Genomic DNA, 26848 nt, shown 5'->3' with positions numbered 1-26848 from the left:
CTCAGGAAAATTAGCCATGACAGAAACGACGGTAACTCAACCGGCGCAACCTCAACTTATCCAAATTAGCCCGATTGCAATGGCGAATGAGGCGCGCGCGATGAATGACTTCCTGACTGACCGCAGTTTGCGCAACGCGAATGACGTGGTGATGCTCATGGGCAAAATACGCGAACTTGAAGCGCAGATCGCCGATCAATCGAAAGCTTATGCTGACGAGGTAGACCGGATCACAAAAGAACGTGACGAGACCGTTCAACGCCTTGCATCTGCCAATGCCAAGATCATCGAAATCCAGAACGCGCAGGCCTCTCCTGTCTCGCGATCCAAGGTGAAAACCAATGGCTGACAATTTTGATAAGTTCCTTCCTGACTGGCAGATCGGGACGTTGACGCTTGCCGCCAACTCAACTGGTTTTACTGCAACCAATGCGCTTCTGACATTTGGCAGTATTCAGCAAGGTGATTTCATTATCTCGCCTGATGGTCGTATGCTGATCATTGAGAGCATCACGGACGATAATAACGGGGTTCTGTCGTCGCCATGCCCGCCAGAGGCTGCTGGAACCTTCCAGACGCGCATTCGCTACCAGTCGGATAATTCGCGCTATACAGGGCAGACGGCAGCGTTACGACGCCTTATGTCAGGCGGCAATTTGTTTGCACTGGCAAAACTCGCTGGCGATGCAGAAAAGATTGTCCGTTTCTTAGGAAACGGTGCTTTTGATCTGGTTGACCCGTCCGAATTCGGCATCCAAGACCCTAACGGCAGTCTGGCGAAGCTGGCAGCGCTTACGTTGGCGGCACGGCAGATATTGCAGACAGATGAGAATGGTGCATTAAAAGCTATCGATCTGACCGCAAACAAAGCGCTTGTTACTAATGCCAGCAAAGACGTTGAATTGGTTGACCTTGGAACCCTTGGCCGCGCTCTACTGGCTCTGTCGAACGGTACATCATCGCAATATGTCCGCGCCGATGGAATATTGCAGACATTAAACGCATCTGCGGTTGGGTTGGGAAACGTTAATAATACATCAGACGCCAATAAGCCTGTTAGTACAGCGCAACAAACGGCACTGAACACTAAAGCGACGTTAAACTCTTCACCTACTTTCACAGGGATTGTGACCAGAACCGCACCTTCCACCGAACCGGGGGCGTGGGCGTTTGTTGCATCGGGAAACAATCAAAGTGTTCCCGCTGGGGAATATAGTGTAGCAGGTAAATTTGTATCACGGTTCACTGGCGTTAACGCATGGAGTGAGTTCTTCTTTCAGGATCGAGTTCAGAATTACTCTGAGGCGGCGATCCACCTTAACGGATATGGAACATCATTTTATTGGTTTTTTAGAGCGGGTGGCACGTTCCATTCGCCCGGATCGATTAACGCTCCATCTAAGAACTTCGAAATCGATCACACAGTAGACCCTGATAATTACGACCTTCGGCATTGCGCCACGGAAGCACCAGAGATGCTTGTCGAGTATCGCGGTATTGCAAAGCTCACAAATGGCCGGGTGACAGTGAACGTCGAAGATCATTACGGTGTAATGACAAATACATTTAAAAATCTTTGGGCTGATGCTCATGTCCACGCACTGCAAAATCAGGATGGATTTGCCCGTGTCAGGCCGTCTCCTGTCAATGGAGCGACATTTGACATCATCTGCGAGGACGAGACCTGTTCTGACAATGTGGCGTGGTTGGTGATGGCTAGACGCAATGACCCTTATGTTCGTTGGAATGGCTGTCTTTCCACTGGTGATGATGGTCGCTTAATCATTGAATTTGAAAAGCCGGAGTAACCAATATGAGCGAAGCTACAAAGGTTATCGTAGATAATCAGGCAATTGGACGAAGAGGAATGCCGCGTTATCCCGAAGCGCACGGGCGAGTGCTGCCCATGAAGACCGTTCCTGTTAATGCAGGCGAACCTGTCACCAGTCACCCCGGCCTTGATCCAGTTGATGTTTATCGTCTTGAAATTCAGGTGATGATTGACGCTAAAGCAAACGAACGCCAATACGACAGCGGCGCAACCTTGGCGAGCTATGTCAACTCGACAATCCCAGAATGGGCAATGGAAGCACAAGCGTTTGTCGCATGGCGTGATGCTGTCTGGCTATATGCGCTGGCTGAATTGGATAAAGTGCAGAAGGGTGAGCGCGTTCACCCAAGTATCGCTGACTTGTTGGCTGAATTGCCAGTGTTCGAGTGGGCTGAAACCCTGCAACCATCAAGATAAGAGTACTGAATTATTTATTTTGATCGGGTATTTTCTTAATCTGTAGTTGGTAACCGAGACGATGGAGAACCAATGCTGTGTATCGAATGGAAGGGTTAGTGTTAGGACCAAGAAGCTGAGTAGCGCGAACCCTTGATACTCCTAAAGACGCAGCTAAATCAGCATGTGTCATTTTTTTTTCAACTAACATTGCATTCAGAACCTTATGAAATTTATCAACTGTATTCTGTGCAATTCTTTCCTCTGTATCGCTCCATTCTCTCATGATTCTGGTCATTTTACGCCACTTATCGTTTAATCTCATTTTCCCATATCACGAATGCGAATTGAAACAGTTAACTTGAGCAAAATCTGAGTAACCAAAACCGCCTTTATGGCGGTTTTTAAATGGCATTTCACACCATGAAACTTGTCTCTGACTGGAGGCGGGTGCTTCGCTATGCGTGGAGCATCCGCTTATTGCTGGCTGCTGCAATTTTGTCCGGCTTCGAAGTGGTGTTGCCCTATCTGGGCGACTTTTTCCCTATCCCAACTGGCGCATTTGCAGCCCTCACTTTCATTGTGACGGTGTTGGCCTTTGTCGTGCGCATTACATCACAGAAGGTTTTTCGCAATGAGTAAACGTGCAAAGGCGGCTTTGGCGTCCGGTCTTGGTCTGGTTGCATTAACCGCCACATATCTGACGGAGCCATGGGAAGGCATGGAAAATCATGCCTATTACGACAAGCTTGGCAAGGTATGGACCGTGTGCCTGGGGGAAACCAAAGGTGTCAAAAAAGGCGATAGCTATACTGATAAGCAATGCCGGCAAATGCTGATCAAGCGTCTCGAAGCTGACTTTAGACAACCTCTCCGCAAGTGCATACGGACCTTTGATCAGGCTCCCATCAGTGTTCAAGCCTCGATGCTCGATCTCTCCTACAATATAGGAACAGGCGCTGCTTGTAAGTCTACCGCTGCGAAGCGACTGGCTGATAAGCAATGGCGTCTCGCTTGCAATGCTATGACCGCATTTAACCGCGCTGGCGGCAGGGTTGTGGAAGGTTTGCGCAAGCGTCGTGAGATGGGCGATGTACAACGCATCGGTGAGCTTGAGCTTTGTATGGCTGGTCTGAAATGACCCAGATATTTGACGCCATTAAAGTGGCAGCCGGTATCGCAATCGGAATCGTTTTTGCCTCAATCTATTACAACGGCGTTCCGTGGCTCAAAGATATTCCGGTTGTCGGCGTTGCCTTCGAGGGGCAGGCGAAAAAAGGCTTGGTGCGAGAGTTTCAGATCAACGCTCTGCAAGCCCAGTTCGACGCTGACGTACAACAGCGCCGTGCAAATTCACTAGTTATCGAATCTTACCAAGCCCAGTTGCGCAATGCTCGCGCAGCTGAAGCCGCACGCATTGAGCAAACTGAACAGGAGATAGTGGATTATGAAAAGCGGCTTGCTGATGCGGGGCGGGTTTGCCTGCTTGATCGCGATGATATTGAGTTCCTGCGCAAGTATTAGGCTTTTGCATGAGGCTGCACAACAGCAAGGGCAAGCTTTGGCTGATAGGTCGCTGCCAGTTTATCCGGATGACTGCCGGACAAAGGAAGCTCACGCGCCATTATCTGACGGTGTTGAAATTCGCTCAATCCTGAAGCGTGAACGGCAGGCTCTGGATCGACAGAATGCGCGTACAGATCGATGTATTGAATTCTACGAAGGTGTATCCAGGGGAGTGAGGTGATGTCAATGGATCCTGAAGCACCTGTTGTAGCCAAGATGATCGAGCTTCCAGAAGAAACCCGCGAGTTCCTCTCGCAGCTCGGCAAGGATGATATCGTGCTGATGAAAGACGGCCTCGATCTAATCCGTTCGTTACGCACGATTGGCCGCTTTATGCGGTGGTTGATCCTTGGCATTCTCGCCATCATGCTGGGCGTGGTGACGCTCTATGAAAATACAGTGAAGCTGATCAGCTACATCCAAAAATAAAGACACCTCAATTAGGCGGGGTTTTTTCATATGTGCGGTGGGGCAGCACTGGGCGCTGAGTTGGATTGATTGTTACACCTCATTCGCTCTTAATTAGGATTTAATAAAAGTACGAAAGGTCAATTTAGAAGGCGAATCGAGGGGGATAGTAGAGAAGGCACCTGCATTTTCCCCGATAGTGTTCCTAATAAGGTTTACTCAAAGGTGACTAGGATGTGTTCAAACTCTTTGACAAATGTTAACCTTCACTGTCTGCCGATATTATAAAGCGTCTCCAAAAGAAGTGCTTTAATCTGTGAGTCGAACTTGCTCTGAGGCGAGTCGCACAAATGCTGCTTCGCTTCCCGATCTATACTGTCAAGGATGGCTAACCTTGGTTTGGCTCTTTGATAAAAGTTTTCAGATTTTCTACTTAGCGATGAATCTAAGACTCTTCTATAATATATATCAGTTAGGGAGGGGGTTTTAACTGTTATAGGCATAAATTCATTAAAAACGCGGCGCCAAAATTGTAAATCTTCACTATGAGGAAGATCCTCCTCAAATTTTACACGTTTCAACATATAGGTAGGCGCCGATTTGATGGCGTTTAGGGTGTATGCACGATAGCAAATAGAGATATCATCTGCACTATGAACTAAAGAATCCTTAAATCCAGCTTGAATAACGCGCTGCGCATAATCTTCATGTGGAAGATGATCAATCATTTTTACGATGTTGGACACTACTACAGAGCGGTAGTCGCCAAGAACAAGGAACTCTTCAAGATAATTACGGGAGATAAAATCATCATGATCGATGAATGTGCAAAAACGAAAGGATGCTAGCTGAATTGCCGAGTTCCGAGCTTTCGCAACATTAGCGAAAGTGCTGTTAATAATTTTTGTACTAACGCCACTTTTAGCGGAAAATTCCTCAATTAGATTTAGCGATTCATCGTTACATCCATTAAGCGCAAATATAGCCTCATATAGAGATTTATCGATCGATTGATTGCGCAGTGAGATCAAAAGATCTTCTAATTCTTGAGCGCCGTTGTGGACTGGAACAATTACGCTGATCCCGTGAGGTTGAGATGAGAATTCCTTCTCAAACCGGTACAGATGTTTATACTCTGTGGAAGCGCGTTCTACAGCTACGATTACAGCTTGTAGAGCAATTATCTCTTTATGATGCAATGCAGCCTCCATTACTTCACGTACTTTCGGAATTTTGCCCGGATGCCAAACGCCCATCTCGCCGCTTTTGAATTAAGCTGACGAAGATATTCATCTTGCAACCGCAAAATACGGTCGCGTTCAGTGCGTAGCTTTTCATTATCAGAACGCAGTTTTACATTATCAGAGCGCTGTTTTTCATTATCATATCTGAGTTCGATGCTGAGACGTTTGAGCCTCGAAATTTCTGTCAGGCAGTATCCCAAGTCAGTATCGATATCCTGATTGTTATTCTGTATCGGATTTGAATTAGGTTCTTTACTCATTGTTGGTGTGTCCCACAATTTCCATGTTTGCACGCCGGTATTTGGTTCAATGCACGCCGCGCCCGGTTTTATCATACCAATGAATTTGACATGTTCGCGCAAAAGAGAAGAGTAAGCGTTTGGAGAAGCGATCCTCAACATCCAATGTGAGACATCATAATAGAATGCCCAAAATGTATCTTTTACACATTTAGATGGATGTTGCTCCACCAATTCAAATGTCTCACGGAGGGCGGTGAAGGCTTCGAGCCGTCTTTTATCTCCTGTGTTGCTGATCCGCCGACCCTTACTATGCTGTACTTTTGTACATTGAATAAATTTGCTTACCAAAATACGATTCGCACCGAGCAATGATTGCCAGTGTCCGTAAATATCATTCTGCGTCGCAGTGTGTGAAAACCGTAATCCCAGGCGTTTTATATAGTCCGTTCGATAAATCTTGTTCCAAGGATAGTTGGTAAATCTCAATAACGTCTCGTTGCCATCTATCCCGACCAAACTGTGCGTTTTTCCGCTCAGAATCCGACTGATGATGTGTATGTCTTTAGGGTTTGCACCAATTCTTACACCGTCCTGTTGAACATCATACAATGAGACTGCGAGATCTGCCGATGGAGCAGCATCAAGAAGCTTTATCAACTGATCGACGACACCCCAATCCATAAAATCGTCATCATCCAAATACAGAGCGTATTCTGTTTCGAGCAGCTTGGACCCAATATTTCGGCTGGCACCTGCGCCTTTTGGTGATGAGTTTCTTAAAATCTTCAGGTTGCTGTGTTCTGCAAAAAAATCCTGAATGGGTGTTTTAGAGCCATCATCAATGATTATCACTTTCCAATCTCTGCCTGAAACAAGCAGTCGATTGATCTGACCGATAAAGTATGTCTCTGGATTTCGCGAGGGAACAATTATTGTAAGTGACATAGGTTTTCCAGGTTATTCAAATGTAGAGTTCTGCATGCCGACCATTATAAAACTTGTCGAATAATTCAGCTTCGAAGCCTGGTAATAGAGATTTGACGTTTGCCCGCAGGCCTTCTTTGCCCCATACTTCATCAAAAGAACGGTATAAATTTATGAAAAGCGTAAATTGATAATCTTCCCGGACGCGCTTTAGGAACCAAACAAGCCTCCGGAAATAGAGCGCATAAAAATAAGGTTTCGACTCATCATCGAAGTTATTATTACGAACAAGGTTATCTTTAATGAATTCGAAGATATCAACTATCTCATTTCTTCGATTCTTAACATGTCTCGACGCGTCCTCTCTGTCGATGCGATACATATAGTAATGATCATTTAGCCAATAGTATCGAAGTCCATTGAGAAATGACAATGTCGAAAAACATGTATCTTGATATGCTGCGCCAGGTGTTTCGGGTAACCGAATTTTCAGTTGCTCAAAAGATGATCGTCGATAGACGCCCGCCCAAATCGCTGGTGGTGTGAAACAAAGCTCATCGTGGAGAAAGTCGGTTGGCTTAATTGATTTCGATTTATCATTCAAAACGTCTGATGCGGATAAATTAATGCGTGGTGCAGCAATTATCGGGTTCTTGCCCAAATCTGTGAATGGCTGGTAGGGCGTTTTAACAAAATCGACTGAGTGATCATTACGTAGAATCTCAACCAACTTGGTATATGCGTTATCTAAAATCACGTCGTCGGATTCTACAATTGTAAATAGAGATCCCGCGGCTGCATTTAGTCCTGTGTTAATCGCTTTCCCGTAGCCACCGTTCCTTTGATTTATTAATCTAAATTGTGGGTACTGGGCCGAATATTGTTCAGCAATCTGCCGTGTACTATCGGTGCTTCCGTCGTTGATGCAAATAACTTCTGCTCTGAAGTCAGGTTTTAATGAATTTGCAACACTATCTAAACATTCGCGCAGGTATAACTCCACGTTATACATTGGTATAATGATAGAAAGATCCATAGGTAACCCCAAGTTCCAATTATTCCAGCAGAAGTTATTTGGAATAGATCGTCAAACGTTCCGATGAGAGCTGTCCCTATAGGCTACTGAAACATAACTGGCAAGGAACAAACGATGGTCATTTTAATGCACTCGAACCCCGATTGGCTAAATCATTTAAGGTTTTTCAATTTTTCGTACGTAATGTGACACGAATATCAGTTTTGACTGGTAGTATGATTCAATTTTATTTCTATGCAATAACGGAATTCACGCGATTGAGTGATTCGTTATAGTCATACTTTCTATTGCTGGAAGCACTGCGTTCCAAAGCAAGTCAAATGGGAAATTGTTATGAAAATTGCCGTGGCCGGTTTGGGGTATGTGGGGCTATCTAATGCTCTGATATTGTCTCAGAACGATGAAGTGGTGGCTTATGATCCTGTTGATAGTAAAGTTGCTTTGATTAATCATAAGCAACTACCTATCGTCGACGCTGATGCCGCCGATTTTTTGACAACCAAAATCCTTGATATTCGGGCAACTAACGACAAGGTCGATGCATATCAAGGTGCGAGTTTTGTTGTCGTGGCCACGCCTACCGATTACGATATTGAAACGCAGTTTTTCGATACTAGCTCGATTGAACAGGTGCTTGACGATGTTCAGTCAATAAATCCGTTATCTACCGTCGTTATAAAATCTACGGTTCCTGTAGGCTATACAAACGAAATATCAAAGCGATATCCTACGTTAAAAATATTATTTTCTCCCGAGTTTCTCCGAGAAGGTAAGGCTCTCCATGACAATTTATATCCATCGCGCATAATTGTAGGGCCACCTTCAGACGAGGCGGAGGCGTTTGCAAGTTTGTTGTTAGGCGGATCGGTTAATCGAAATGCGCCTATCATCGTAACGGGCACGAGCGAGGCCGAAGCAATTAAGTTGTTTGCAAACACGTATCTTGCAATGCGTGTCGCTTTCTTTAACGAGTTGGATACTTACTCGGCCGTTCACGGATTAAATGCACAGCAAATAATAGAGGGCGTAGGTCAGGACGCCCGCGTTGGCAATTTCTATAATAACCCATCATTTGGGTATGGCGGATACTGTCTACCGAAGGATACCAAGCAGTTACTAGCCAATTATGCTAACGTGCCGCAAAGCCTAATCGAAGCTATTGTATCGGCGAACACAACACGCAAGGAATTTATTGCAAACGAAATAATTGCGCGAAACCCTAGGGTTGTGGGAATTTATCGGCTCACTATGAAAGCAAACTCTGACAACTTTAGAGTTTCGAGCGTTCAGGGAGTAATGAAAAGGCTTAAAGCCAAGGGTATCAAAGTGATAGTTTATGAACCTACGCTCAGTAGTTCATCTTTTTTTGGTTCTGAGGTGATTGAGCAGCTAGCAACTTTCAAAGAGCGCTCGGAAATTATCGTAGCAAATAGATGGGCTGACGATATTAGGGATGTAGCTGATAAAGTTTATACACGAGACCTGTACGGCTCCGATTGAAAATTTACTTGCACACATAGTGTGCCAGTACTTATGACGGCAATTGAACAAGGCGCGCAATAACAATGATGATGCCAAGAACGGCACTTATTGTCAGGCCAACTGGAGACAATCTTACCAGTGTGCTAACGATGCGTTGGTATCTTGGTCGCAGGTCAATGGTCATACGTTCTGTTTGACTGATATTGAGGAGCATAGATATATAATACCCTATCAACGTAACTGAAAAGGCATTGTTAAGAACAATAGATTTAATCATCTTTAATCATCCACTTAGTTCTCATAGCATCAGATTATTTGTAATAGATTTTGGCTTTTGCATGGCAAACCGATCCAGAAATCCTTCATCGAAAGCTTCGATGGACGGCTACGACACAAGCTCCTGAATGAAACGCACTTCTCGTCACTCACCATGCACGATTAGCGCTTTTAAACTGGCGCAGCGATTACAACGATCATCGACCACACTCTGGACTCGGCTGGATGACGCCTGCCGAGTTCGCTCAGACAATCAACCCGCGACGTGATGCGGTGCTGCGCAGCCGGAACGGCTCCGCACCGCATCCCGCCGCTACCGCCCCGAATACAGCAACCCAAAACCGCTGGAGCGAACACAAAACTGTATAAAACTTGGGGCAACGTCAGCAACGTCAGAATCTTTGGGACGTCTGAAGCTATGGTATGATCCGGTAATTCTACGTAGCCGGAAGTGTGATTTATGGCACTCTTATGTAGTGAAAAATCGGGGTTGAAAACGCTCTGTTTGATTACGATCTTGTCTTTTGGTCGTTGTAATTGTAGTAGGTGCCGCAACGTGTGATTTTGCAGCGCCTGATGTGCGTCACGCAATGTGACACAAAATGGGATACAGTAATGCCTTTTAGGTAGATATTGTGTAACGAAATCAAGACGAGGGGTTGGGTGCGGCTGCTCTCTATCCGCACCATCTGCCTCTAGGCAAAAGAATTTCTCTCCCGCAACGAGGCACAAACGCCAGTAACGGCGGGACAATGATAGAAGTGAAGGTTTGAACATGCAGGTTACCGAAACGCTTAATGAAGGACTGAAGCGCGAGATTAAAGTCGTGGTTCCGGCCCAAGATCTTGAAGCTAAGCTCTCTGAGCGGCTCGAAACTTCGCGTGGTCGCGCTAAGATCAACGGTTTCCGTCCAGGTAAGGTGCCAACATCGCACCTGCGTAAGACCTACGGCAAGTCCTTCATGGCTGAGATCGTGAACGAAATCCTCAACGATTCGTCGCGTTCGATTCTTGCTGACCGCAACGAAAAATCGGCTACGCAGCCAGTTGTTTCGATGTCGGAAGACGAAAAAGAAGCTGAAAAGGTTCTGGACGGCAAGGCCGATTTCGTTTTCTCGCTGACCTACGAAGTTCTGCCAAAGATCGAAGTCAAGGATTTCAGCAAGATCGCTGTAACCCGTGAAGTTGTCGATATTTCGGAAGAAGAAGTTGACGAACAGGTTAAGCGCATTGCTTCATCGACCCGTACTTATGAAGCGAAGAAGGGCAAAGCTGAAAACGAAGATCGTGTAACGATCGACTATCTCGGCAAGCTCGACGGCGAAGCATTTGAAGGCGGCGCGGACACAGATGCGCAGCTCGTTCTCGGTTCGAACCAGTTCATTCCTGGCTTCGAAGAACAGCTCGTTGGCCTGAAGGCTGGCGATGAGAAGGTTATCAACGTAACTTTCCCTGCTGAATACGGCGCAGCTCATCTTGCTGGCAAAGAAGCGACCTTCGACATCACTGTTAAGGGCGTTGAAAAGGCTGGAGAACTTGTTCTCGACGACGAAACTGCAAAGAAGCTCGGTATCGAGTCGCTTGAGCGTCTGCGTCAGGTCGTTCGTGAGCAGATTGAAAGCCAGTACGGCCAGATCACCCGTCAGAAGGTAAAGCGTCAGATTCTCGACGCGCTCGATGGCGATTATGCTTTCGAAACCCCTGAAAAGCTGGTTGAAGCCGAATTCAACAACATCTGGCAGCAGATCAACTTCGACCTGCAGCAGGCTGGTCGTACGTTTGAAGACGAAGAAACAACTGAAGAAGCTGCTCGCGAAGAATATCGCAAGCTTGCTGAACGCCGCGTTCGTCTCGGTCTGGTACTCTCCGAAATCGGCGAAAAGGCTGGTGTAGAAGTAACTGAAGAAGAATTGCAGCGCGCAGTTTACGATCAGGTACGTCGCTATCCAGGTCAGGAAAAGGAAATCTACGAATTCCTGCGCAAGACGCCGGATGCAGTTGCTAACCTTCGTGCACCGATCTTCGAAGAAAAGGTCGTTGACCATCTGCTCGCAAACATCAACGTGACCGATAAGAAGGTCTCGAAGGAAGAGCTGACTGCAGAAGACGAAGACGGTCTGGAAGCAAAGCCAGCCAAGAAGGCAGCAGCCAAGAAGAAGGCTGCTCCTAAGAAGAAGGCAGAAGAAAAGTCCGACGAGGCTTAATTCTCTCTTTGATATGAATATGGAATTGGCCGCGCATTGCGCGGCCTTTTCTGTTTGACCACGGCTGATTGACTGGCCGAAAAGCTTGCATCCTATGGGGGTTTGCTCTAGCCAGTAATCAATCAGTTTTTAGCTCAATCCGAATATTTGCGAGCCAGCATGACCCTTATTGATACGCGCACACCAGAACCGAAACGCTTTATCTCTGGCGCCACTGGCGACTGGGAAGTCGTCATTGGCATGGAAGTCCACGCACAGGTCACATCCGAATCGAAGCTCTTCTCCGGTGCTTCCACATCGTTCGGTGCAGAGCCGAATGCTAATGTGTCGTTGGTCGATGCGGCTATGCCGGGCATGTTGCCGGTTATCAATATTGAATGCGTCAAACAGGCAGTTCGTACCGGCATTGGCCTTAACGCGCAGGTCAATCTGAAGTCGGTTTTCGACCGTAAGAACTACTTCTATCCTGATTTGCCGCAGGGCTATCAGATTTCGCAGTTCAAGCAGCCGATTATTGGCGAAGGCAAGATCATGATCTCGGTCGGCCCCGACAATAAGGGTCAGTTCGAAGACGTTGAGATTGGTATTGAACGTCTCCATCTGGAACAGGATGCGGGCAAGTCGATCCATGATCAGCATCCGACCATGTCCTATGTCGATTTGAATCGTTCTGGCGTAGCACTGATGGAAATCGTCTCCAAGCCAGACCTGCGTTCGTCTGACGAAGCGCGTGCTTATCTGACCAAGTTGCGCACGATCGTCCGCTATCTCGGTACGTGTGACGGCAACATGGACGAAGGCTCGATGCGCGCTGACGTGAACGTTTCGGTTCGTCGTCCGGGTGGTGAATTTGGCACGCGTTGCGAAATCAAGAACGTCAACTCGATCCGTTTCGTTGGTCAGTCGATTGAATATGAAGCACGTCGCCAGATTGCTATTCTGGAAGATGGTGGCTCTATCGATCAGGAAACACGTCTATTTGATCCGGTGAAGGGTGAAACCCGTTCGATGCGCTCTAAGGAAGAAGCGCACGATTATCGTTATTTCCCGGATCCTGATCTGCTGCCGCTTGAATTCGATCAGGCATTCGTTGATGCACTTGCTGCTGATCTGCCGGAACTGCCAGACGTCAAGAAAGACCGTTTTGTCGAAAAGCTCGGCATCTCGGTTTACGATGCGTCGATTCTGGTGAGTGAAAAGGCGATTGCCGACTATTACGAAGTCGTTTGTGATGGTCGTGACGGCAAGCTAGCTGCAAACTGGGTCATCAACGATCTTCTTGGCGCGCTGAACAAAGCAGGCAAGGACATTGAAGAATCGCCTGTTTCGCCTGCGCAGCTCGGTGCGATTATTGATTTGATCAAAGACGGGACAATTTCCGGCAAAATCGCCAAGGAACTGTTCGAGATTGTCTGGAACGAAGGCGGTGACCCGAAAAGCCTCGTTGAAGAACGCGGCATGAAGCAGGTTACCGATACCGGAGCGATTGAAAAAGCTGTTGACGACATCATAGCAGCCAACCCCGAAAAGGCCCAGCAGGCCAAGGAAAAGCCAAGCATGGCTGGTTGGTTTGTTGGTCAGGTCATGAAGGCAACGGGTGGCAAGGCCAACCCGCAGGCTGTTAATGATCTGGTTAAATTCAAGCTTGGGATTGAAGAATAATGTGGGTTCGCAGCGCCAGTGAAGCCGATCTGAAAGCCGTGCACGAGCTGCTGGTTTTAACCTGGCATGCGACCTTTGATGATATTCTTGGTCAGGAGACGGTGAATGCCGTAACTGGCAAATGGCACTCGGTTGCAGCTCTTAAAGCTAATCTCAAGAAGCCATATTCTGAATTCATCGTTGCAGACAACGGCGAGGGCGGTATCGACGGTATGGCTTTTGCAAGCCAGACCGGAGAAGGCAAAGCGTCGCTGCATCAGCTTTACGTTCGGCCTGAGGCGCAGGTTCAGGGCATCGGTACGATGTTGCTTGCTGAAATTGAAATGGCTTTTCCGGGTGTGAGCACCATGCGGCTTGAAGTTATCGAGCGCAATGCAAAGTCTATTCGCTTTTACGAGCGTAAAGGTTATGCGCAGGTTGGCCGCAACGAAGATTGGGGCGATCCCAATTGCAAAGAACCTGTGCTGATTATGGAAAAGTCTCTCGAAGGCTGGAGCATGTAGCAACTCTTTGCTGTTGCATCATACTCTTGTGACAGCGGCAACTTGCCCCTTGCCTTGTGCCTTTGATGGGGCCATAAGCGTTCAAAACCCGGCAGTTATTCTGCCTGTGGCAATAACGGATCTGGATAGGTCATGAAAACATTTATTACGCAAGTCTTCACATGGTGGAATAGCCAGACGCTTGGCACCCGCCTTCATACCTGGCGCAAGGGCGAACGGGTTGGCGAAGATGAGTTTGGTAATATCTACTATCAGGGTGGTAAAGACTCTGAAGGTCGTACTCGTCGTTGGGTCATTTTCAATGGCTATGCAGAAGCAAGTGCTATCCCTCCGGGCTGGCATGGCTGGATGCATCACCGCGTTGATACACCACCGACCAAAGAAGATTACAAGCCGCGTGACTGGCAGAAGCCACATTTGCAGAACCTGACCGGCTCACCGCTGGCTTATCGTCCAAAGGGTTCGATTGCTATTCCTGGAACTACGCCGGGCGAACGCCCACGCGTTACGGGCGAATATGATGCCTGGACACCGGGCAACTAATTAAGCAGAAAAAACGGCATGAACATTCATGCCGTTTTTTGTTGCGCGCGGTTTTCTTAAAAGGGTGAGGATATTTGCCTCTGGAGTGCGACGATACGGCATTGTTGCTTGCGACTGGGCAACGAATCGTCACATTTGATCCCTAGGAATTACTAAGGCGCTATAATTAACCAGATTGATACGGATATCCGTTTTGACGAAGTACTCTCCCGGCACTGCTATTCGTGAAAAGAACTGGATCAAGAAGGCAGCGAAAGTGGCTTTTCTTACAGTTCTTGCCGGTACATTCAGCTTTAACGCAGCCTTTGCAGAACGTATTTCAAATCCCGTTGCAGAGTTTTCTGGTTTGGATAAGATCACGGGTCGTATCACGTCATTCGATGTCTATATTAATGAGACCGTGCAGTTTGGTGCGCTTCAGGTGACGCCGAAAGTCTGTTATTCGCGCACAGAAAATGAAGCGCCGCGCACAGATGCTTTTGTCGAAGTCGATGAAATCACGCTTGATCGTAAAATACGTCGTATTTTTACGGGCTGGATGTTTGCGGATAGTCCAGGTTTGAACGCCGTCGAACACCCGATTTATGATGTGTGGCTTAAAAATTGTAAGCAGGCATCTGATGTTCCGCCGCCGAGCCAGCGTAACTAATCAAGCTTTCAGAATATCGCGTTGCCCTGAAGCGCTTCATCAAGAAGAACTTCATATTTTTTGCGCTTAACTTCAATTGCGCCAAAACGCTCCAGATGCGCTGTCGTAAATTGCGTATCCAGCAGCACAAATTCCTGTTTCTTCAGATGCTCGACCAGATATGTAAGACAGACCTTTGATGCATCGCGCTTGCGTGTAAACATGCTTTCACCGAAGAATGCACGTCCGAGTGTCACACCATAAAGGCCGCCGACGAGCTGACCTTCATGCCATGCTTCAACAGTATGGCAGTGACCAACTTCAAAAAGCTTAGCATAGGCCTCGCGAATTGGCGCGTTGATCCATGTCCTTGCACGCTCCCCAGAGCCATTAGCGCAGCCGTCGATAACGCCCTCGAAATCACTGTCGAGCTTAATTTCAAAAACGGCTTGTCGGATGGTTTTTTGCAGGCTTTTGGGAACATGAAAGCCATCAAGCGGGATGATACCGCGCTTATCAGGTCGAACCCAGAAAATCTCGGGATCGTCTGCTTCTTCTGCCATTGGGAAAACCCCGGTGGCATAGGCACGCAGGAGCAATTCCGGGTCGATTGTATAGTCGTCCGGGGAAGCTCCTGCGGTCACTTTATTTATGCACCCATATTCTTATGCATTTGGGGTTTCTGACTGCTTGGCCAGATATTTTTCAAGCCAATGAATGTCATAATCGCCATTTGCAATGTCCTGATTGGAAATCAGGTCCTGAAACAGGGGCAGGGTTGTCTTGACGCCATCAACCACAAATTCATCAAGCGCACGACGCAGACGCATCATGCATTCAACACGGTTGCGGCCATGAACAATGAGCTTGCCGATAAGGCTGTCATAGTAAGGCGGAATGCGGTAGCCGGAATAGACGCCCGAATCCACGCGAATGCCAAGGCCACCTGGTGTGTGGTAATGGGTGATCAGGCCCGGTGAAGGCGTGAAATTGCGCGGGTCTTCAGCATTGATGCGGCACTCAATGGCATGGCCAGAGAAACGCACGTCATCCTGTTTGACCGAAAGACCGAGACCAGCTGCGACACGAATTTGCTCGTGAACAAGATCGATGCCGGTGATAGCTTCGGTGACCGGATGCTCCACCTGGAGACGGGTGTTCATTTCGATGAAATAGAACTCGCCGTTTTCATAGAGAAACTCGATCGTGCCTGCACCGCGATAGCCCATATCGGCAACAGCATTGGCACAGATCATACCGATTTTGTGGCGTGCTTCTGCGTTCAGCGCTGGCGAATTGGCTTCTTCCCAGACCTTCTGGTGACGACGCTGCAACGAGCAGTCACGTTCGCCCAGATGGATTGCATTGCCTGCACCGTCGCCCATGACCTGAACTTCAATGTGACGTGGCTTTTCGAGATACTTCTCGATGTAAACGGCATCATCACCAAAGGCTGCACCAGCTTCAGTACGCGCTGTTGCGAGCGCTACGGCCAGATCGTCTTCGGTCTTGGCAACCTTCATGCCGCGACCACCACCACCGGCGGATGCCTTGATGATAACCGGATAGCCGATTTCTTTTGCGATGCGCTTGGCTTCGCCTTCGTCGGTCACGCCGCCGTCTGAACCTGGAACGACTGGAATGCCAAGGCGCTTTGCGGTGCGCTTGGCTTCGATCTTGTCGCCCATGGTGCGGATATGTGCGGAGGTTGGTCCGATGAAGGTAATGCCGTGTGCTTCAAGAATTTCAGCAAATTTGGCATTTTCCGAAAGAAAGCCGTAGCCCGGATGAATTGCATCCGCGCCGGTGATTTCACAAGCGGCAACGATTTGATGAATATTCAGATAGCTGTCGCGTGAAGGAGGCGGTCCAATGCAAACGCTTTCGTCCGCAAGGCGAACATGCATCGCATCGGCATCTGCCGTCGAGTGTACTGCAACCGTCTTGATGCCGAGCTCTTTACAAGCCCGGAGCACACGAAGAGCGATTTCGCCACGATTGGCTATGAGTATCTTTTGAAACATTGCGCTTGTCTGCCTGTTCATTGAATAAGCCGAAATTCTAAAGCATGTCTCCCAAAAGTGGGAACCGGTTTTGGGATAAAGACATGCTTAAAAACAAAGAGATAGAGCGAGCGTTGTGGAAAGCTTCAGGTGCGACACGCTCTAATGACCAGATGGTCATCTTATTCGATGACGACAAGCGCTTCGCCAAATTCTACAGGCGCTGCATCTTCAACCAGAATAGCCTTGACCGTACCGGCGCGTGGTGCCGAAATCTGGTTCATGGTCTTCATGGCTTCGATGATCAGAAGAGTTTGGCCTTCTTTTACCTGCGTGCCAACTTCGATGAAGTTGCGTGCGCCGGGTGCTGGGGCCAAATACACTGTGCCGACCATTGGCGAAGGAACAGCATTTTTGCTGAGTTCTGCCTTGGTTGGCTCTGCTGCTACAGTCGCAACAGGTGCTGCAACTGCAACAGGTGCCGCCTGCATGACGGTGGCCGCAGCCTGAACCGTTACATTGCGCGAAACGCGAATGCGGAGTTCACCATGTTCGACTTCGATGTCGGTCAGGTCGGTTTCATTGAGAATGTTCGCAAGATCGCGAATTGTTTCTTTATCGATGACGGAAGTTTTGCTGGACATATAAGGCCCCTTTACGCTTGCCCGTTGTTTTCTTCTTCTTTGGCAATTGCCGCGAGTGCGCGCAGGCCGAGCAGGTATCCTTCCGCGCCAAAGCCGCAGATAACGCCTTTGGCGACTGCGGAGACATAGGAGTGATGCCTGAAAGCTTCACGCGCATGAATATTCGACAGATGCACTTCCACGACCGTGACCTTGGCCGAGCGGATGGCATCGTGAATAGCAACCGAAGTATGACTGTAAGCAGCAGGATTGATCAGGACATAAGCGTTTTTATCGCCCGCTTCCTGAATCCAACTCACCAGATCGCCTTCGTAATTCGTCTGACGAAAATCGACAGTAAGGCCCAGTTGTTCAGACTCGCGTTTGCAGCTCGCTTCGATATCATCGAGCGTTGCCACACCGTAGATGCCCGGCTCGCGCTTCCCAAGAAGATTGAGATTGGGGCCGTTTAGAACAAAAACCGTTTTTACCATGTTCATCCGTTATGGATTACGGGCCTATGACGAAATTTCGATTACACTTCGCATTCCATATAGAGAGGTTGGACGCAAGCTGAAACCCTCTAAATTAATGCTAATGTTATACCACAGCGTTTTTCCCGCTATTCTTTGTGGAATGAACGCAATTTGTGGCAAAAATAGTCACTTATTTGTTTTGATGAATTGAGTACGCTCTGATGGAAAATCACCAGAGCGCGCTCTCAATCCGTTCAGCCTTTGTCTGCTGTACGTGCAGCAGCGATTCTTTCGATCAAGCCTTCGGCACCAATTGCACCCGGAACCAGATCATTTCCGATGATGTAAGACGGCGTTCCAGTGATGTTAAGCTTTTGAGCGAGCTGATAGGTTTCCTGAAAAGCCTTGGTGATTGCAGGATCTTTCATCTTCTCGCGCAGCTGGGCTTCATCCGCACCAAGCTTGACCGCGTCTGCAATTGCCGAAGCCTCGGTTGCGCGCTCCTGTGCGCCCAAGAGAACTTCATGATACTCGACATATTTTTCTGGCATCAAAGCTTTGAACGCCTGTGCCACCACATGTGCACGCATGGAATCCGGGCCAAGGATCGGGAATTCCTTCATAACGAAACGAACATTCTTATCGTTTTTGAGGATAGCTTCCATATCGGGCAGGGCGCGTTTGCAATAGCCGCAATTATAATCGAAAAACTCATAAACTGTGACGTCGCCTTCTGGATTACCGAAAACTGCGTCATGTGCAGGGTTGAAAAGTTGATCCTGACTGGAAGCCAAAACCTGCTTCACCTGTTCCTGAGCCGCATCCGCCTGCTTGGTTTCAAGCGCAGTCTGCACTTCGACCATAATTTCCGGGTTCTGCAGCAGATAATTACGAACGATGCTCTCAATAGCTTGTTGGTTCAGCGCGGGAGCCGCAGCCGCCTCAATCGGAGCAACGGGTGCTGGCTGGTGCTCTGTCCCTGCATAATAGCCGAGTGCGAGCGCTCCAGCACCAATGACGCCGCCCGCTAATCCACCTAAAATCACATTCTTCATATCGATCACTTTCTTACGTTCTGAAAAACCGCTCAAACATTCTCAATTGGAATGTCCAGGGATTATTTTTTCTTCGCTTTGGCGTTGATGATGTCTTGCGCGCGCAGCCAGTCGGGCGTTCCCCGTTTCATCTGCTTTTGAGCGCGAATGGCAAAAATCTGAGCCTGCTGTAGGTTGCCGGAATAGTAGTTCATGTCCGCCGTTGCAAGATCAGCGCGCGCCATGTCGCCAGACTGGCCATAAGCCTGTGCGAGATAGCCATATCCTCCGGGAAATTCGGGGTCGGCTGCAATCCCTGCTTTTAGCTCCTTGATTGCATTAGGCATATTAGCTTTGGTGCCAGTCAGCATCAAAGCGCGACCATAGCTCATCCGCAGTAATGGTGACTTGCGCGTATCCAATGCAACGGCGCGCTGAAAGGCCTTTGCAGCGCCTTGCGCGTCATTGGCTTTAATCAGCACTTCGCCCATCATTTCATGGAAATACGGGTTCTTTGGCTGTTCTTTAATTAGCGCTTCGAACTTTGGAATTGCAGAACGCGCCGAGCCGTTCAGGTACGTCGTGATTGCACTGCCATAGCGCGCTGGCAAGCCACCGGGATTGGCTTTGAACATGCGTTGCAATGCGCCCATATTGTTGGAATAGGCAGCGATTTTAGCACGCGCCATATCATGTCTGAGTTGGAGAGCGGCTGAGTCCGTTTTGTTATAATTCGGACTCTTTTTTGCGAGTTCTTCCAGATTGGCTATGCGTTCGCGCGGCAAGGGATGGCTGATACGATACTGATCGATCTGCGTACCGGAAAGCGAAAGCGCGGAAGCAAACCGCTGAAATGTATCGAGCATTCCTTTGGTGGATTGGCCGGTTGCGTTGAGATAATTCACCGCAAGACGGTCGGCAGTAATTTCTTCGGTGCGCTGATAGCTTAACAAGCTGCGCATTGCCATTTCATTGCTGCCCATGGCAATACCACCGCCAGCACCCGCAGCGCCGCTGCTGCCTGACGCAGCACCCGCAACACCGACGCCAACGCCAAGCAACATGCCGATAACGGCCATGGTGCGCGCACGGCTCAATTGCTCGCGTAAACGGTCCTGATGGCCGCCCGCGATATGGCCAGTTTCATGCGCAATCACGCCGATGATTTCATTCGGTGTTTCAGACTGCATGATCGCGCCGGTATTGATAAAAATACGGCGTCCATCAACAAAGGCGTTGAAGCTTTGCGAATTGACGAGAATGACGCGAACACCGCGTCCACCAAGGTTCGCTGCTTTAAGGATTGGACCAGCATAATCGGCGACGAGCGCTTCAATTTCCGCGTCGCGCACAATCGGAACGCCGCCGCCACGTGACTGAGCCTGTGCAGGCAATACGCCAGTAACGCCAATAGCAAGAGCAGCAAATGCGGCCACGGAACGGCGCATCAGGCGGCGGAAAGAAAATGCTTCCGCCGGAAAAATTGCAGACATGCTCCCCATTATGCCTCTCATCCTGCTTAAAAGAAAATGATGCGAATCTTAAAGGTCAAATCTACTTTAAGGGCTTTATCTCAATCTTCATTGCTGTTTTTACCAAAGCCGCTGTTGCTTTACCAATCCGGCGATTATAGGGCGAGGGACGTACATTGTATTTCCAGCATTTTGGAGACTAAGTTGAATACTCTTTCAAACCGAAGCGCGGTCGAACCGTTTCACGCCATGGATGTTCTGGCTGAGGCCAATCGTCGTCGTGCGGCGGGCCATCCGATTATTTCGATGGCAGTGGGCCAGCCGGCAGACCCTGCACCGCAAATTGTCCGGCTGGCTGCGGAACGCGCCCTGAAAGATGGTAGCATCGGCTATACCGATGCACTTGGTCTCATCGAACTGCGTGAGGCGATTGCTGCACATTATGCGCAGAGCTATGGCGTATCTGTTTCGCCGCAACGTATAGCGATTACCACGGGCTCTTCGGCTGCCTTTAATCTGGCATTTCTGGTCTATTTCGATCCGGGCGACCGTGTTGCAATTACGCGTCCGGGCTATCCGGCCTATCGCAACATTCTGACAGCGCTTGGCCTTGAAGTGGTGGAAATCGCCAATGAAGGCGGCGCATCAGGCGCGCTTACTGCTCAAGCATTGGCTGCTGCGCATGCTGAAAGGCCACTCAAAGGTGTGCTTTTTGCAAGCCCGGCAAACCCAACGGGCGCCGTGATCGACAAGCCAGAACTCAAGGCAATCATTGAAACAGCGCATGAACTGGGCATTCGCGTTATTTCGGACGAGATTTATCACCGTCTTTCCTATGAAGCGGAAGATGTGACGGCATTGCAGATTTCTGATGATGTGACCATCATCAATTCATTCTCGAAATATTATTGCATGACCGGCTGGCGCATTGGCTGGATGGTTTTGCCGGAAGCTGATGTGCGGGCAATCGAGTGCCTCGGTCAAAGCCTTTATATTTCAGCCCCCGAACTGTCACAGCGCGCAGCAATTGAAGCATTCAATGCGACTGCGGAACTGGAGCGCGTGAAAGATCGCTACCGTCAGAACCGTAGAATTCTACTCGATCATTTGCCAGTCATGGGGTTGAACCTTGCAGCACCAATGGATGGCGCATTCTACGCCTATTGCGATGTTTCGCGCTTCACCAATGACAGCATGGAATTTGCGCAGCGCATGATTGCTGAAACCAATATTGCAGCCACACCAGGGCGCGATTTCGATCCAATCGACGGTCACCGGACAATGCGCTTTTCCTATGCGGGCAGCATCGAGGAAATAGAGGAAGTGGTCCGTCGTCTTGAAGCTTGGCTGCCACAGCAAAAGGCCTCAACATAAAACAAAAGAGCGTTTCGCACTTTTCGAGTTACGCTTTAAACTAAAAAGAAAACCGGCGTTTCCGCCGGTTTTCTCATATTTTACATCAAAGTTTGGCAGGGCTTAGAAAAAGCCCTTTTTCTGCCACCAGCCGCCGCGCTTCGGCTTCTTATCTTCCGTGTCACTTGACGTAACCACGGCCTCTGCAACTTTCTGCGGCTCGGCTGCTTTTTGTGGCTCAGCAACTGGTTTAGCTGCAACTTCCGCAACAGTTTCTTCCACTTCGGCCTTAACTGCGGCCTTGCGAGGTGCACGGCGCTTCGGCTTATCGGCTTCCGCATTTTCAGCGCTAGCAGCCACTTCTGCCGGCGCTTCTTCATCCGTAAGCTTCTTACGGCCACGTGGCTTACGAGCAGGCTTGGCTTGCTCTTCTGCGGTCTCGCTTGCGACCACATCATCAGAAGCAACTTCTTCGGTCTTCGCAGTGCGACGACCACGCGGTTTACGTGCTGGCTTCGCGGCCTTGTCGTCTGCTTCGACAACAACAGTTGGTTCAACTGCGACTGGCGCTTCAACCGTTACGGCTTCGACCGCCACAACTTCGCTGACAACGACTTCAGCGGCCTTTTCTTCAACACGCGCAGGAATGACAGGCGTATAGCCAACAAACTCAGGATCAGGAACTTTCTTAGCGTGAAAGTCGTCCTCACGACGGTTTTTGCGACCTCCGCGGCGACCACGACGACGCTTTTTGCGACGATCTTCTTCGCTCAGCGAGCCATTGCTCTGTGCGGATGTATCTTCATCATCATCTTCGTCAGATGCTTCCGAACCCGAATCCGTCTGTGCAGACTGCTCGCCACCTTCACGATCGCGACCACCACGACGACGGCGGCGCTTACGGCGCTTGCGATCACCTTCTTCGCTGCTTTCTTCGCGAGCAGGTGACTCAGCTGTGATTTCTTCTTCAGCTTCATCCTCATCCAGCGGGATTTCCGGATCGTTCAGATCGTCTTCATAAACGATTGGCGCAGCAGGATGAATGGTGATCGGACGCGTCGATGGCGCACCCTTATCGATGACAAAATGCTGATGACCCACGCTATCGTCGGCATCAATGCTGATTGAAGCGCCGAAACGACCTTCAAGCTCTGCCAGCAGTTCGCGCTTATTGTTCAGTACGTAAAGCGCTGAAGCAACCGGCGTGCGAACAGTGATGTCATAGCCTGAATGGCGTAGGAGATAATCTTCAATGCCACGAATGATATGCAGCGCCATGGACGAGTCGGAGCGAACATGACCGGTTCCGCCGCAATGCTGGCACACCTGCATCGTGCTTTCGAGTACTGACGCACGGATACGCTGACGCGACATTTCGAGAAGGCCGAAATGCGAAATGCGTCCAACCTGAATACGGGCGCGATCGTCTTTCAGACAATCCTTCATCTTCTTTTCGACAGCGCGGTTGTTGCGCTTTTCTTCCATGTCGATGAAGTCGACGACAATCAGACCGGCAAGATCGCGTAGACGAAGCTGACGCGCAACTTCTTCGGCCGCTTCCAGATTGGTCTGGAGTGCAGTGTCTTCAATCGAATGCTCACGGGTCGAGCGACCGGAGTTGACATCGATTGCAACCAGAGCTTCGGTCTGATTGATAATCAGATAACCGCCAGATTTCAGCGTAACCTGTGGCACGAGCATGCGATCAAGCTGTGCTTCCAGACCATAACGCGTGAAAACCGGAACCTGTTCGCGGTACGGCTGAACAACCTTCGCGTGCGTTGGCATCAGCATACGCATGAACTCTTTTGCTTCGCGATAGCCGGTCTCACCCGCAACGAGAATTTCCGAGATTTCCTTGTTGTAGAGATCACGGATCGAGCGCTTGATCAGACTGCCTTCTTCATAAACGAGCGAAGGAGCCGTTGATTGCAGTGTCAGTGTGCGGACATTTTCCCACATACGCATCAGGTATTCGTAGTCGCGCTTGACTTCCTGCTTTGTGCGATTGGCACCAGCGGTACGCAAGATCACGCCCATGCCCTGCGGCACTTCGAGTTCTTTGACGATATCCTTAAGACGCTTGCGATCCTGAATATTGGTGATTTTGCGCGAAATACCGCCACCGCGTGCAGTGTTCGGCATCAATACCGAGTAACGACCAGCAAGTGACAAATAGGTCGTGAGAGCTGCGCCCTTATTGCCGCGCTCTTCCTTAACCACCTGAACCAGAATGATCTGGCGGCGCTTAATCACTTCCTGAATGTTGTACTGACGACGATTGGTGCGAACATGCGATGGAAGCTCTTCCATAGCGTCTTCGGAACCAACCGATTCCACCATGTCTTCTTCGTTTTCGACTTCGTTATCGTCGTCATCATCGCTATCGTTGGCTTCAATAGCTTCTGAAACAACGTCGCCGGCCTGCTTCATCAAAGCGATGGCAGGTGTACCAGCGACATAATTTACGAACGCCGGACCGACTGGTTCTGCAGCAGGCACGCCGTTTCTTGCAACGTTTGCTGGCTGTCCACCGTTCTGACCGTCGCGGCGTCCACGACGACGATTACGGCGCGAACGATCATTGTTCTTCGCCTTTGGTTCGTCGTCTTCGTCCTCATCTTCGGCGCGCGCAGCCTTTGCTTCAGCTTCAAGAAGAGCAAGGCGATCAGCAACCGGGATCTGATAATAATCAGGATGGATTTCAGAGAATGCGAGGAAGCCATGGCGATTGCCGCCATATTCCACGAATGCAGCCTGAAGGGATGGTTCGACGCGGGTGACGCGTGCGAGATAGATGTTTCCCTTTAGCTGCTTCTTATGTTCCGACTCAAAGTCGAATTCTTCAATTTTGTTCCCGCGCGTTACGATAACGCGCGTCTCCTCCGGGTGGGAGGCATCGATAAGCATTTTGTTGGACATAATTGTCTTTCTTACCGGCACTAAGACGCAAGCCGCGTGCGCCGGACGAAACCCTGAAGGCTGTCGTCCTGGCTGGGGAGCATCTGCCGGATGATAATGGGTTCGTCGGAACAAAAGCTGCTGTGTCTGCGCGCGATGGCCAATTGGCGATCACGGTCTTCAGGCTTGCAATGGTCAGTCTTGCTTGACCCATAGCTGTTCCGTTCGAAACGACCTCATATATGGCCCGAAAAAGCCGGGCCGACCTGTTTGCTCTTTTCAGAGCGCTGGCGACAGCGCGTATCCATGCGCAGTCGGCCGATTAAAAAACGGAGGCGGCGGGGATGCCGTGTTCCGCTGAATTCTGTGCGGGCTAGGGGGTAGTGAATACCATACACCACTGTTTTAGCTATCTTTCGTCGCGATCCGTATTGAAAACCGGCAAACGATTCTGACAGCTATTCCAAAGCCTATTTAAGCTTTTATGGCGTCGTTCGCGCTATGACAAGTATGAATATCAGTTGACACCGTGATCGCAATTTTGCCGAAAGGTGATTATAGAAAGGGCAATGGCCTGTGCTGCCGGTCAAAAGCCGGGATCAAAGCCTTTGTTAACCATAATTCGATACGGTTTGATTGATCAAATGTACGCATCCATATGCTTTGGCCTAAACGGCCAACTTTCGATGAATTTTTAATGTTTAGATCGCGAACACCTATGCATTGTCTGAGCCTGCAAAATATTGCCAGAAATAAAATGAACGCGCGGAATATGTTCGCGCTTCTGGTGATACTATGTTCTGCGTTCTTTCACATCGGTTCGGCAAAGGCTGCAAGTGATGCGCCGCTGTCGGCGTTAACGTATCGTATGGCGGGCGATGATCTGCGGATGCGCGTTGTCGTTATGTTTGATCAGGAGCCGAAGTTTTCGACGCTTACTCTCGCCAATCCCCATCGTTTGGTTTTTGATCTTCCTGAAACGCGCTTTGGTTTCGACGAAAACAGCTTGGCGGCGAGGGGGATTGTATCGCGTGTCCGCTATGGTTCTGTTGGCAAAAACCGCTCAAGGCTCATTTTGACATTGCGCGGGCCGTTCGATGTAGAAAACGTACAGGTAATCAAAAACGAAACGACCTCAGGTTATCGTCTTGTTGCAGACATCGTTGCGACCTCAGATCAACAATTTGAAGCGAAACTTGCTGCACCACACGAGGTTACTGGATCGACTGGCGTGAAAGCCGTATCGCCTGCGACAGACAATGAAACACGCCCTTTTATCGTGATGATTGATCCGGGGCATGGCGGCATTGATAGCGGTGCTGAAAGCCTGAGCGGTATTAAAGAAAAGGATTTGACGCTCGCTTTCGGGCAGGAGCTGCGTGATCGTCTCGCTAAGGAAAGCAACATCAAGGTTTTGATGACACGAGATGACGACACTTTCCTGCGCTTGTCGGAGCGAGTGCGCCTCGCGCGCCAGCACTCAGCCGATCTTTTCATTTCCATCCACGCAGATACGATCAATCAGGGTGATATTCGGGGCGCTACTGTTTATACAATCTCTGACAAGGCATCTGACTCGGTCGCGCGCGCTATGGCTGAGCGTGAAAACAAGTCGGATAGCATCGGTGGCGCTGCTCCTGAAGAACTTCCTGAAGTCGCTGATATTCTGCTCGATCTCACACGTCGCGAAACGCATACGTTTTCGCTGAGCTTTGCTGAAAAAGTGATCGGCGCTTTGCAGGGTGAGGTTAACCTGATCAACAATCCGCATCGTTTTGCGGGTTTTCAGGTGCTGCGTGCACCGGATGTGCCATCGGTGTTGATTGAAATTGGTTATCTTTCCAACGCGGAAGATGAGAAGCTCATCAGTAATCCGCAATGGCGCCGTAAACTCGCTGATCGCATTGCAACGGCGATAAAGGCTTTTGAAATGCAAAAACACCCTGGGGCTTTGTCCCGGGGTTAAAATAATGTAATGTTTAGTGGGGGTTGATATTTCTCCCAGCTTATAAGATGCATGCATGCAACAGTTTTACGTATTT

At 49.2% G+C, this 26848-nt stretch carries 27 protein-coding genes and 2 pseudogenes; 17 read left to right on the top strand and 12 right to left on the bottom strand.

Annotation, left to right across the window (positions count from 1 at the left end):
• Positions 1–16: 16 nt before the first annotated feature.
• Genes ACOZHT_RS00375 through ACOZHT_RS00365 form a run of 3 tightly spaced genes read left to right on the top strand, consistent with a single transcriptional unit; the run spans position 17 to position 2248 of the window.
• Positions 17–349, top strand: a complete 333-nt coding sequence (locus ACOZHT_RS00375; RefSeq protein ID WP_421565208.1) for a hypothetical protein — start codon at positions 17–19, stop codon at positions 347–349.
• Complete coding sequence (locus ACOZHT_RS00370; protein ID WP_421565207.1) at positions 342–1808, top strand: hypothetical protein; 1467 nt, start codon at positions 342–344, stop codon at positions 1806–1808. Before ACOZHT_RS00375 ends, ACOZHT_RS00370 begins: the two co-directional genes overlap by 8 nt.
• A gap of 5 nt (positions 1809–1813) precedes the next feature.
• A complete protein-coding gene (locus ACOZHT_RS00365; protein ID WP_421565206.1) occupies positions 1814–2248 on the top strand; it encodes a hypothetical protein in 435 nt (144 codons plus the stop codon).
• 10 nt (positions 2249–2258) lie between these two features.
• Here ACOZHT_RS00365 and ACOZHT_RS00360 read toward each other — a convergent pair whose 3' ends face one another.
• Positions 2259–2525, bottom strand: coding sequence for a hypothetical protein (locus ACOZHT_RS00360; RefSeq protein WP_421565205.1), 267 nt, complete (start codon positions 2523–2525; stop codon positions 2259–2261).
• A gap of 110 nt (positions 2526–2635) precedes the next feature.
• On the opposite strand from ACOZHT_RS00360, the gene ACOZHT_RS00355 reads away from it, so the two are divergent.
• Genes ACOZHT_RS00355 through ACOZHT_RS00345 form a run of 3 tightly spaced genes read left to right on the top strand, consistent with a single transcriptional unit; the run spans position 2636 to position 3751 of the window.
• Positions 2636–2869 carry a hypothetical protein gene (locus ACOZHT_RS00355; RefSeq protein WP_421565204.1) on the top strand — a complete coding sequence of 78 codons (234 nt, stop codon included), beginning with the start codon at positions 2636–2638 and terminating at the stop codon, positions 2867–2869.
• The gene (locus ACOZHT_RS00350) at positions 2862–3368 is read left to right on the top strand and encodes a lysozyme (RefSeq protein ID WP_421565203.1); all 507 of its coding nucleotides are present in this window, start codon (positions 2862–2864) and stop codon (positions 3366–3368) included. The genes ACOZHT_RS00355 and ACOZHT_RS00350 overlap by 8 nt, the downstream gene beginning before the upstream one ends.
• On the top strand, positions 3365–3751 hold the full coding sequence (locus ACOZHT_RS00345) for a hypothetical protein (protein WP_421565202.1): 387 nt from the start codon (positions 3365–3367) through the stop codon (positions 3749–3751). The genes ACOZHT_RS00350 and ACOZHT_RS00345 overlap by 4 nt, the downstream gene beginning before the upstream one ends.
• Here the strand turns inward: ACOZHT_RS00345 and ACOZHT_RS00340 are convergent.
• Positions 3748–3879, bottom strand: coding sequence for a hypothetical protein (locus ACOZHT_RS00340; RefSeq protein WP_421565201.1), 132 nt, complete (start codon positions 3877–3879; stop codon positions 3748–3750). The two genes, ACOZHT_RS00345 and ACOZHT_RS00340, sit on opposite strands and share 4 nt — an antisense overlap.
• A 94-nt stretch (positions 3880–3973) precedes the next feature.
• On the opposite strand from ACOZHT_RS00340, the gene ACOZHT_RS00335 reads away from it, so the two are divergent.
• Positions 3974–4222 carry a hypothetical protein gene (locus ACOZHT_RS00335; protein WP_421565200.1) on the top strand — a complete coding sequence of 83 codons (249 nt, stop codon included), beginning with the start codon at positions 3974–3976 and terminating at the stop codon, positions 4220–4222.
• A 245-nt stretch (positions 4223–4467) separates the two neighbouring features.
• Here ACOZHT_RS00335 and ACOZHT_RS00330 read toward each other — a convergent pair whose 3' ends face one another.
• Genes ACOZHT_RS00330 through ACOZHT_RS00320 form a run of 3 tightly spaced genes read right to left on the bottom strand, consistent with a single transcriptional unit; the run spans position 4468 to position 7647 of the window.
• The gene (locus tag ACOZHT_RS00330) at positions 4468–5457 is read right to left on the bottom strand and encodes a glycosyltransferase family 2 protein (protein ID WP_421565199.1); all 990 of its coding nucleotides are present in this window, start codon (positions 5455–5457) and stop codon (positions 4468–4470) included.
• Complete coding sequence (locus ACOZHT_RS00325; protein ID WP_421565198.1) at positions 5412–6632, bottom strand: glycosyltransferase; 1221 nt, start codon at positions 6630–6632, stop codon at positions 5412–5414. Before ACOZHT_RS00325 ends, ACOZHT_RS00330 begins: the two co-directional genes overlap by 46 nt.
• Before the next feature lie 16 nt (positions 6633–6648).
• Positions 6649–7647: a glycosyltransferase gene (locus tag ACOZHT_RS00320; RefSeq protein ID WP_421565197.1), complete on the bottom strand. Its 999-nt coding sequence runs from the start codon at positions 7645–7647 to the stop codon at positions 6649–6651.
• Positions 7648–7980: 333 nt separating this feature from the next.
• On the opposite strand from ACOZHT_RS00320, the gene ACOZHT_RS00315 reads away from it, so the two are divergent.
• The 7 genes and pseudogenes from ACOZHT_RS00315 (at position 7981) to ACOZHT_RS00285 (ending at position 14965) form a co-directional block, all read left to right on the top strand.
• Positions 7981–9147, top strand: a complete 1167-nt coding sequence (locus ACOZHT_RS00315; protein ID WP_421565196.1) for a nucleotide sugar dehydrogenase — start codon at positions 7981–7983, stop codon at positions 9145–9147.
• Positions 9148–9469: 322 nt separating this feature from the next.
• A pseudogene (locus ACOZHT_RS00310) lies at positions 9470–9774 on the top strand (integrase core domain-containing protein); the annotation flags it as partial.
• Positions 9775–10180: 406 nt separating this feature from the next.
• Positions 10181–11608, top strand: coding sequence for a trigger factor (tig, locus tag ACOZHT_RS00305; protein ID WP_421565195.1), 1428 nt, complete (start codon positions 10181–10183; stop codon positions 11606–11608).
• Positions 11609–11767: 159 nt separating this feature from the next.
• Positions 11768–13270: an Asp-tRNA(Asn)/Glu-tRNA(Gln) amidotransferase subunit GatB gene (gene gatB / locus ACOZHT_RS00300; protein WP_339508506.1), complete on the top strand. Its 1503-nt coding sequence runs from the start codon at positions 11768–11770 to the stop codon at positions 13268–13270.
• Positions 13270–13773, top strand: coding sequence for a GNAT family N-acetyltransferase (locus tag ACOZHT_RS00295; protein WP_339508508.1), 504 nt, complete (start codon positions 13270–13272; stop codon positions 13771–13773). The genes gatB and ACOZHT_RS00295 overlap by 1 nt, the downstream gene beginning before the upstream one ends.
• Positions 13774–13905: 132 nt before the next feature.
• Positions 13906–14316, top strand: a complete 411-nt coding sequence (locus tag ACOZHT_RS00290) for an NADH:ubiquinone oxidoreductase subunit NDUFA12 (protein ID WP_339508510.1) — start codon at positions 13906–13908, stop codon at positions 14314–14316.
• Positions 14317–14494: 178 nt separating this feature from the next.
• On the top strand, positions 14495–14965 hold the full coding sequence (locus tag ACOZHT_RS00285; RefSeq protein WP_339508918.1) for a DUF2155 domain-containing protein: 471 nt from the start codon (positions 14495–14497) through the stop codon (positions 14963–14965).
• Between the two features lie 8 nt (positions 14966–14973).
• Here the strand turns inward: ACOZHT_RS00285 and aat are convergent, their stop codons facing one another.
• The 6 genes from aat to ACOZHT_RS00255 all read right to left on the bottom strand — a co-directional run bounded on the left by aat (position 14974) and on the right by ACOZHT_RS00255 (position 20582).
• A complete protein-coding gene (gene aat, locus ACOZHT_RS00280) occupies positions 14974–15543 on the bottom strand; it encodes a leucyl/phenylalanyl-tRNA--protein transferase (RefSeq protein ID WP_339508919.1) in 570 nt (189 codons plus the stop codon).
• A 66-nt stretch (positions 15544–15609) separates the two neighbouring features.
• The gene (gene accC, locus ACOZHT_RS00275) at positions 15610–16968 is read right to left on the bottom strand and encodes an acetyl-CoA carboxylase biotin carboxylase subunit (protein ID WP_339508920.1); all 1359 of its coding nucleotides are present in this window, start codon (positions 16966–16968) and stop codon (positions 15610–15612) included.
• Positions 16969–17129: 161 nt separating this feature from the next.
• The gene (gene accB, locus ACOZHT_RS00270) at positions 17130–17591 is read right to left on the bottom strand and encodes an acetyl-CoA carboxylase biotin carboxyl carrier protein (protein ID WP_339508512.1); all 462 of its coding nucleotides are present in this window, start codon (positions 17589–17591) and stop codon (positions 17130–17132) included.
• 11 nt (positions 17592–17602) lie between these two features.
• The gene (gene aroQ, locus ACOZHT_RS00265) at positions 17603–18064 is read right to left on the bottom strand and encodes a type II 3-dehydroquinate dehydratase (RefSeq protein ID WP_339508514.1); all 462 of its coding nucleotides are present in this window, start codon (positions 18062–18064) and stop codon (positions 17603–17605) included.
• A 236-nt stretch (positions 18065–18300) separates the two neighbouring features.
• Positions 18301–19101: a DsbA family protein gene (locus ACOZHT_RS00260; protein ID WP_421565389.1), complete on the bottom strand. Its 801-nt coding sequence runs from the start codon at positions 19099–19101 to the stop codon at positions 18301–18303.
• 62 nt (positions 19102–19163) lie between these two features.
• The gene (locus ACOZHT_RS00255) at positions 19164–20582 is read right to left on the bottom strand and encodes a M48 family metalloprotease (RefSeq protein ID WP_339508516.1); all 1419 of its coding nucleotides are present in this window, start codon (positions 20580–20582) and stop codon (positions 19164–19166) included.
• Between the two features lie 174 nt (positions 20583–20756).
• Here ACOZHT_RS00255 and ACOZHT_RS00250 point away from each other — a divergent pair, with 174 nt between their 5' ends.
• Entirely contained in the window at positions 20757–21926 is a 1170-nt protein-coding gene (locus ACOZHT_RS00250; protein WP_339508518.1) for a pyridoxal phosphate-dependent aminotransferase, read from the top strand.
• A 102-nt stretch (positions 21927–22028) separates the two neighbouring features.
• Here ACOZHT_RS00250 and ACOZHT_RS00245 read toward each other — a convergent pair whose 3' ends face one another.
• The gene (locus tag ACOZHT_RS00245; protein ID WP_339508520.1) at positions 22029–24827 is read right to left on the bottom strand and encodes an Rne/Rng family ribonuclease; all 2799 of its coding nucleotides are present in this window, start codon (positions 24825–24827) and stop codon (positions 22029–22031) included.
• 2 nt (positions 24828–24829) lie between these two features.
• Here ACOZHT_RS00245 and ACOZHT_RS00240 point away from each other — a divergent pair, with 2 nt between their 5' ends.
• Together ACOZHT_RS00240 and ACOZHT_RS00235 are read left to right on the top strand one after the other, a co-directional pair.
• Entirely contained in the window at positions 24830–25015 is a 186-nt protein-coding gene (locus ACOZHT_RS00240) for a hypothetical protein (protein WP_310010311.1), read from the top strand.
• A gap of 632 nt (positions 25016–25647) precedes the next feature.
• A pseudogene (locus ACOZHT_RS00235) lies at positions 25648–26772 on the top strand (N-acetylmuramoyl-L-alanine amidase); the annotation flags it as partial.
• Positions 26773–26848: the final 76 nt, after the last annotated feature.

The sequence above is a fragment of the Ochrobactrum sp. EDr1-4 genome, assembly GCF_049199085.1.
GTDB lineage: Bacteria > Pseudomonadota > Alphaproteobacteria > Rhizobiales > Rhizobiaceae > Brucella.
This window is presented reverse-complemented; position numbering and strand designations above follow the sequence as displayed.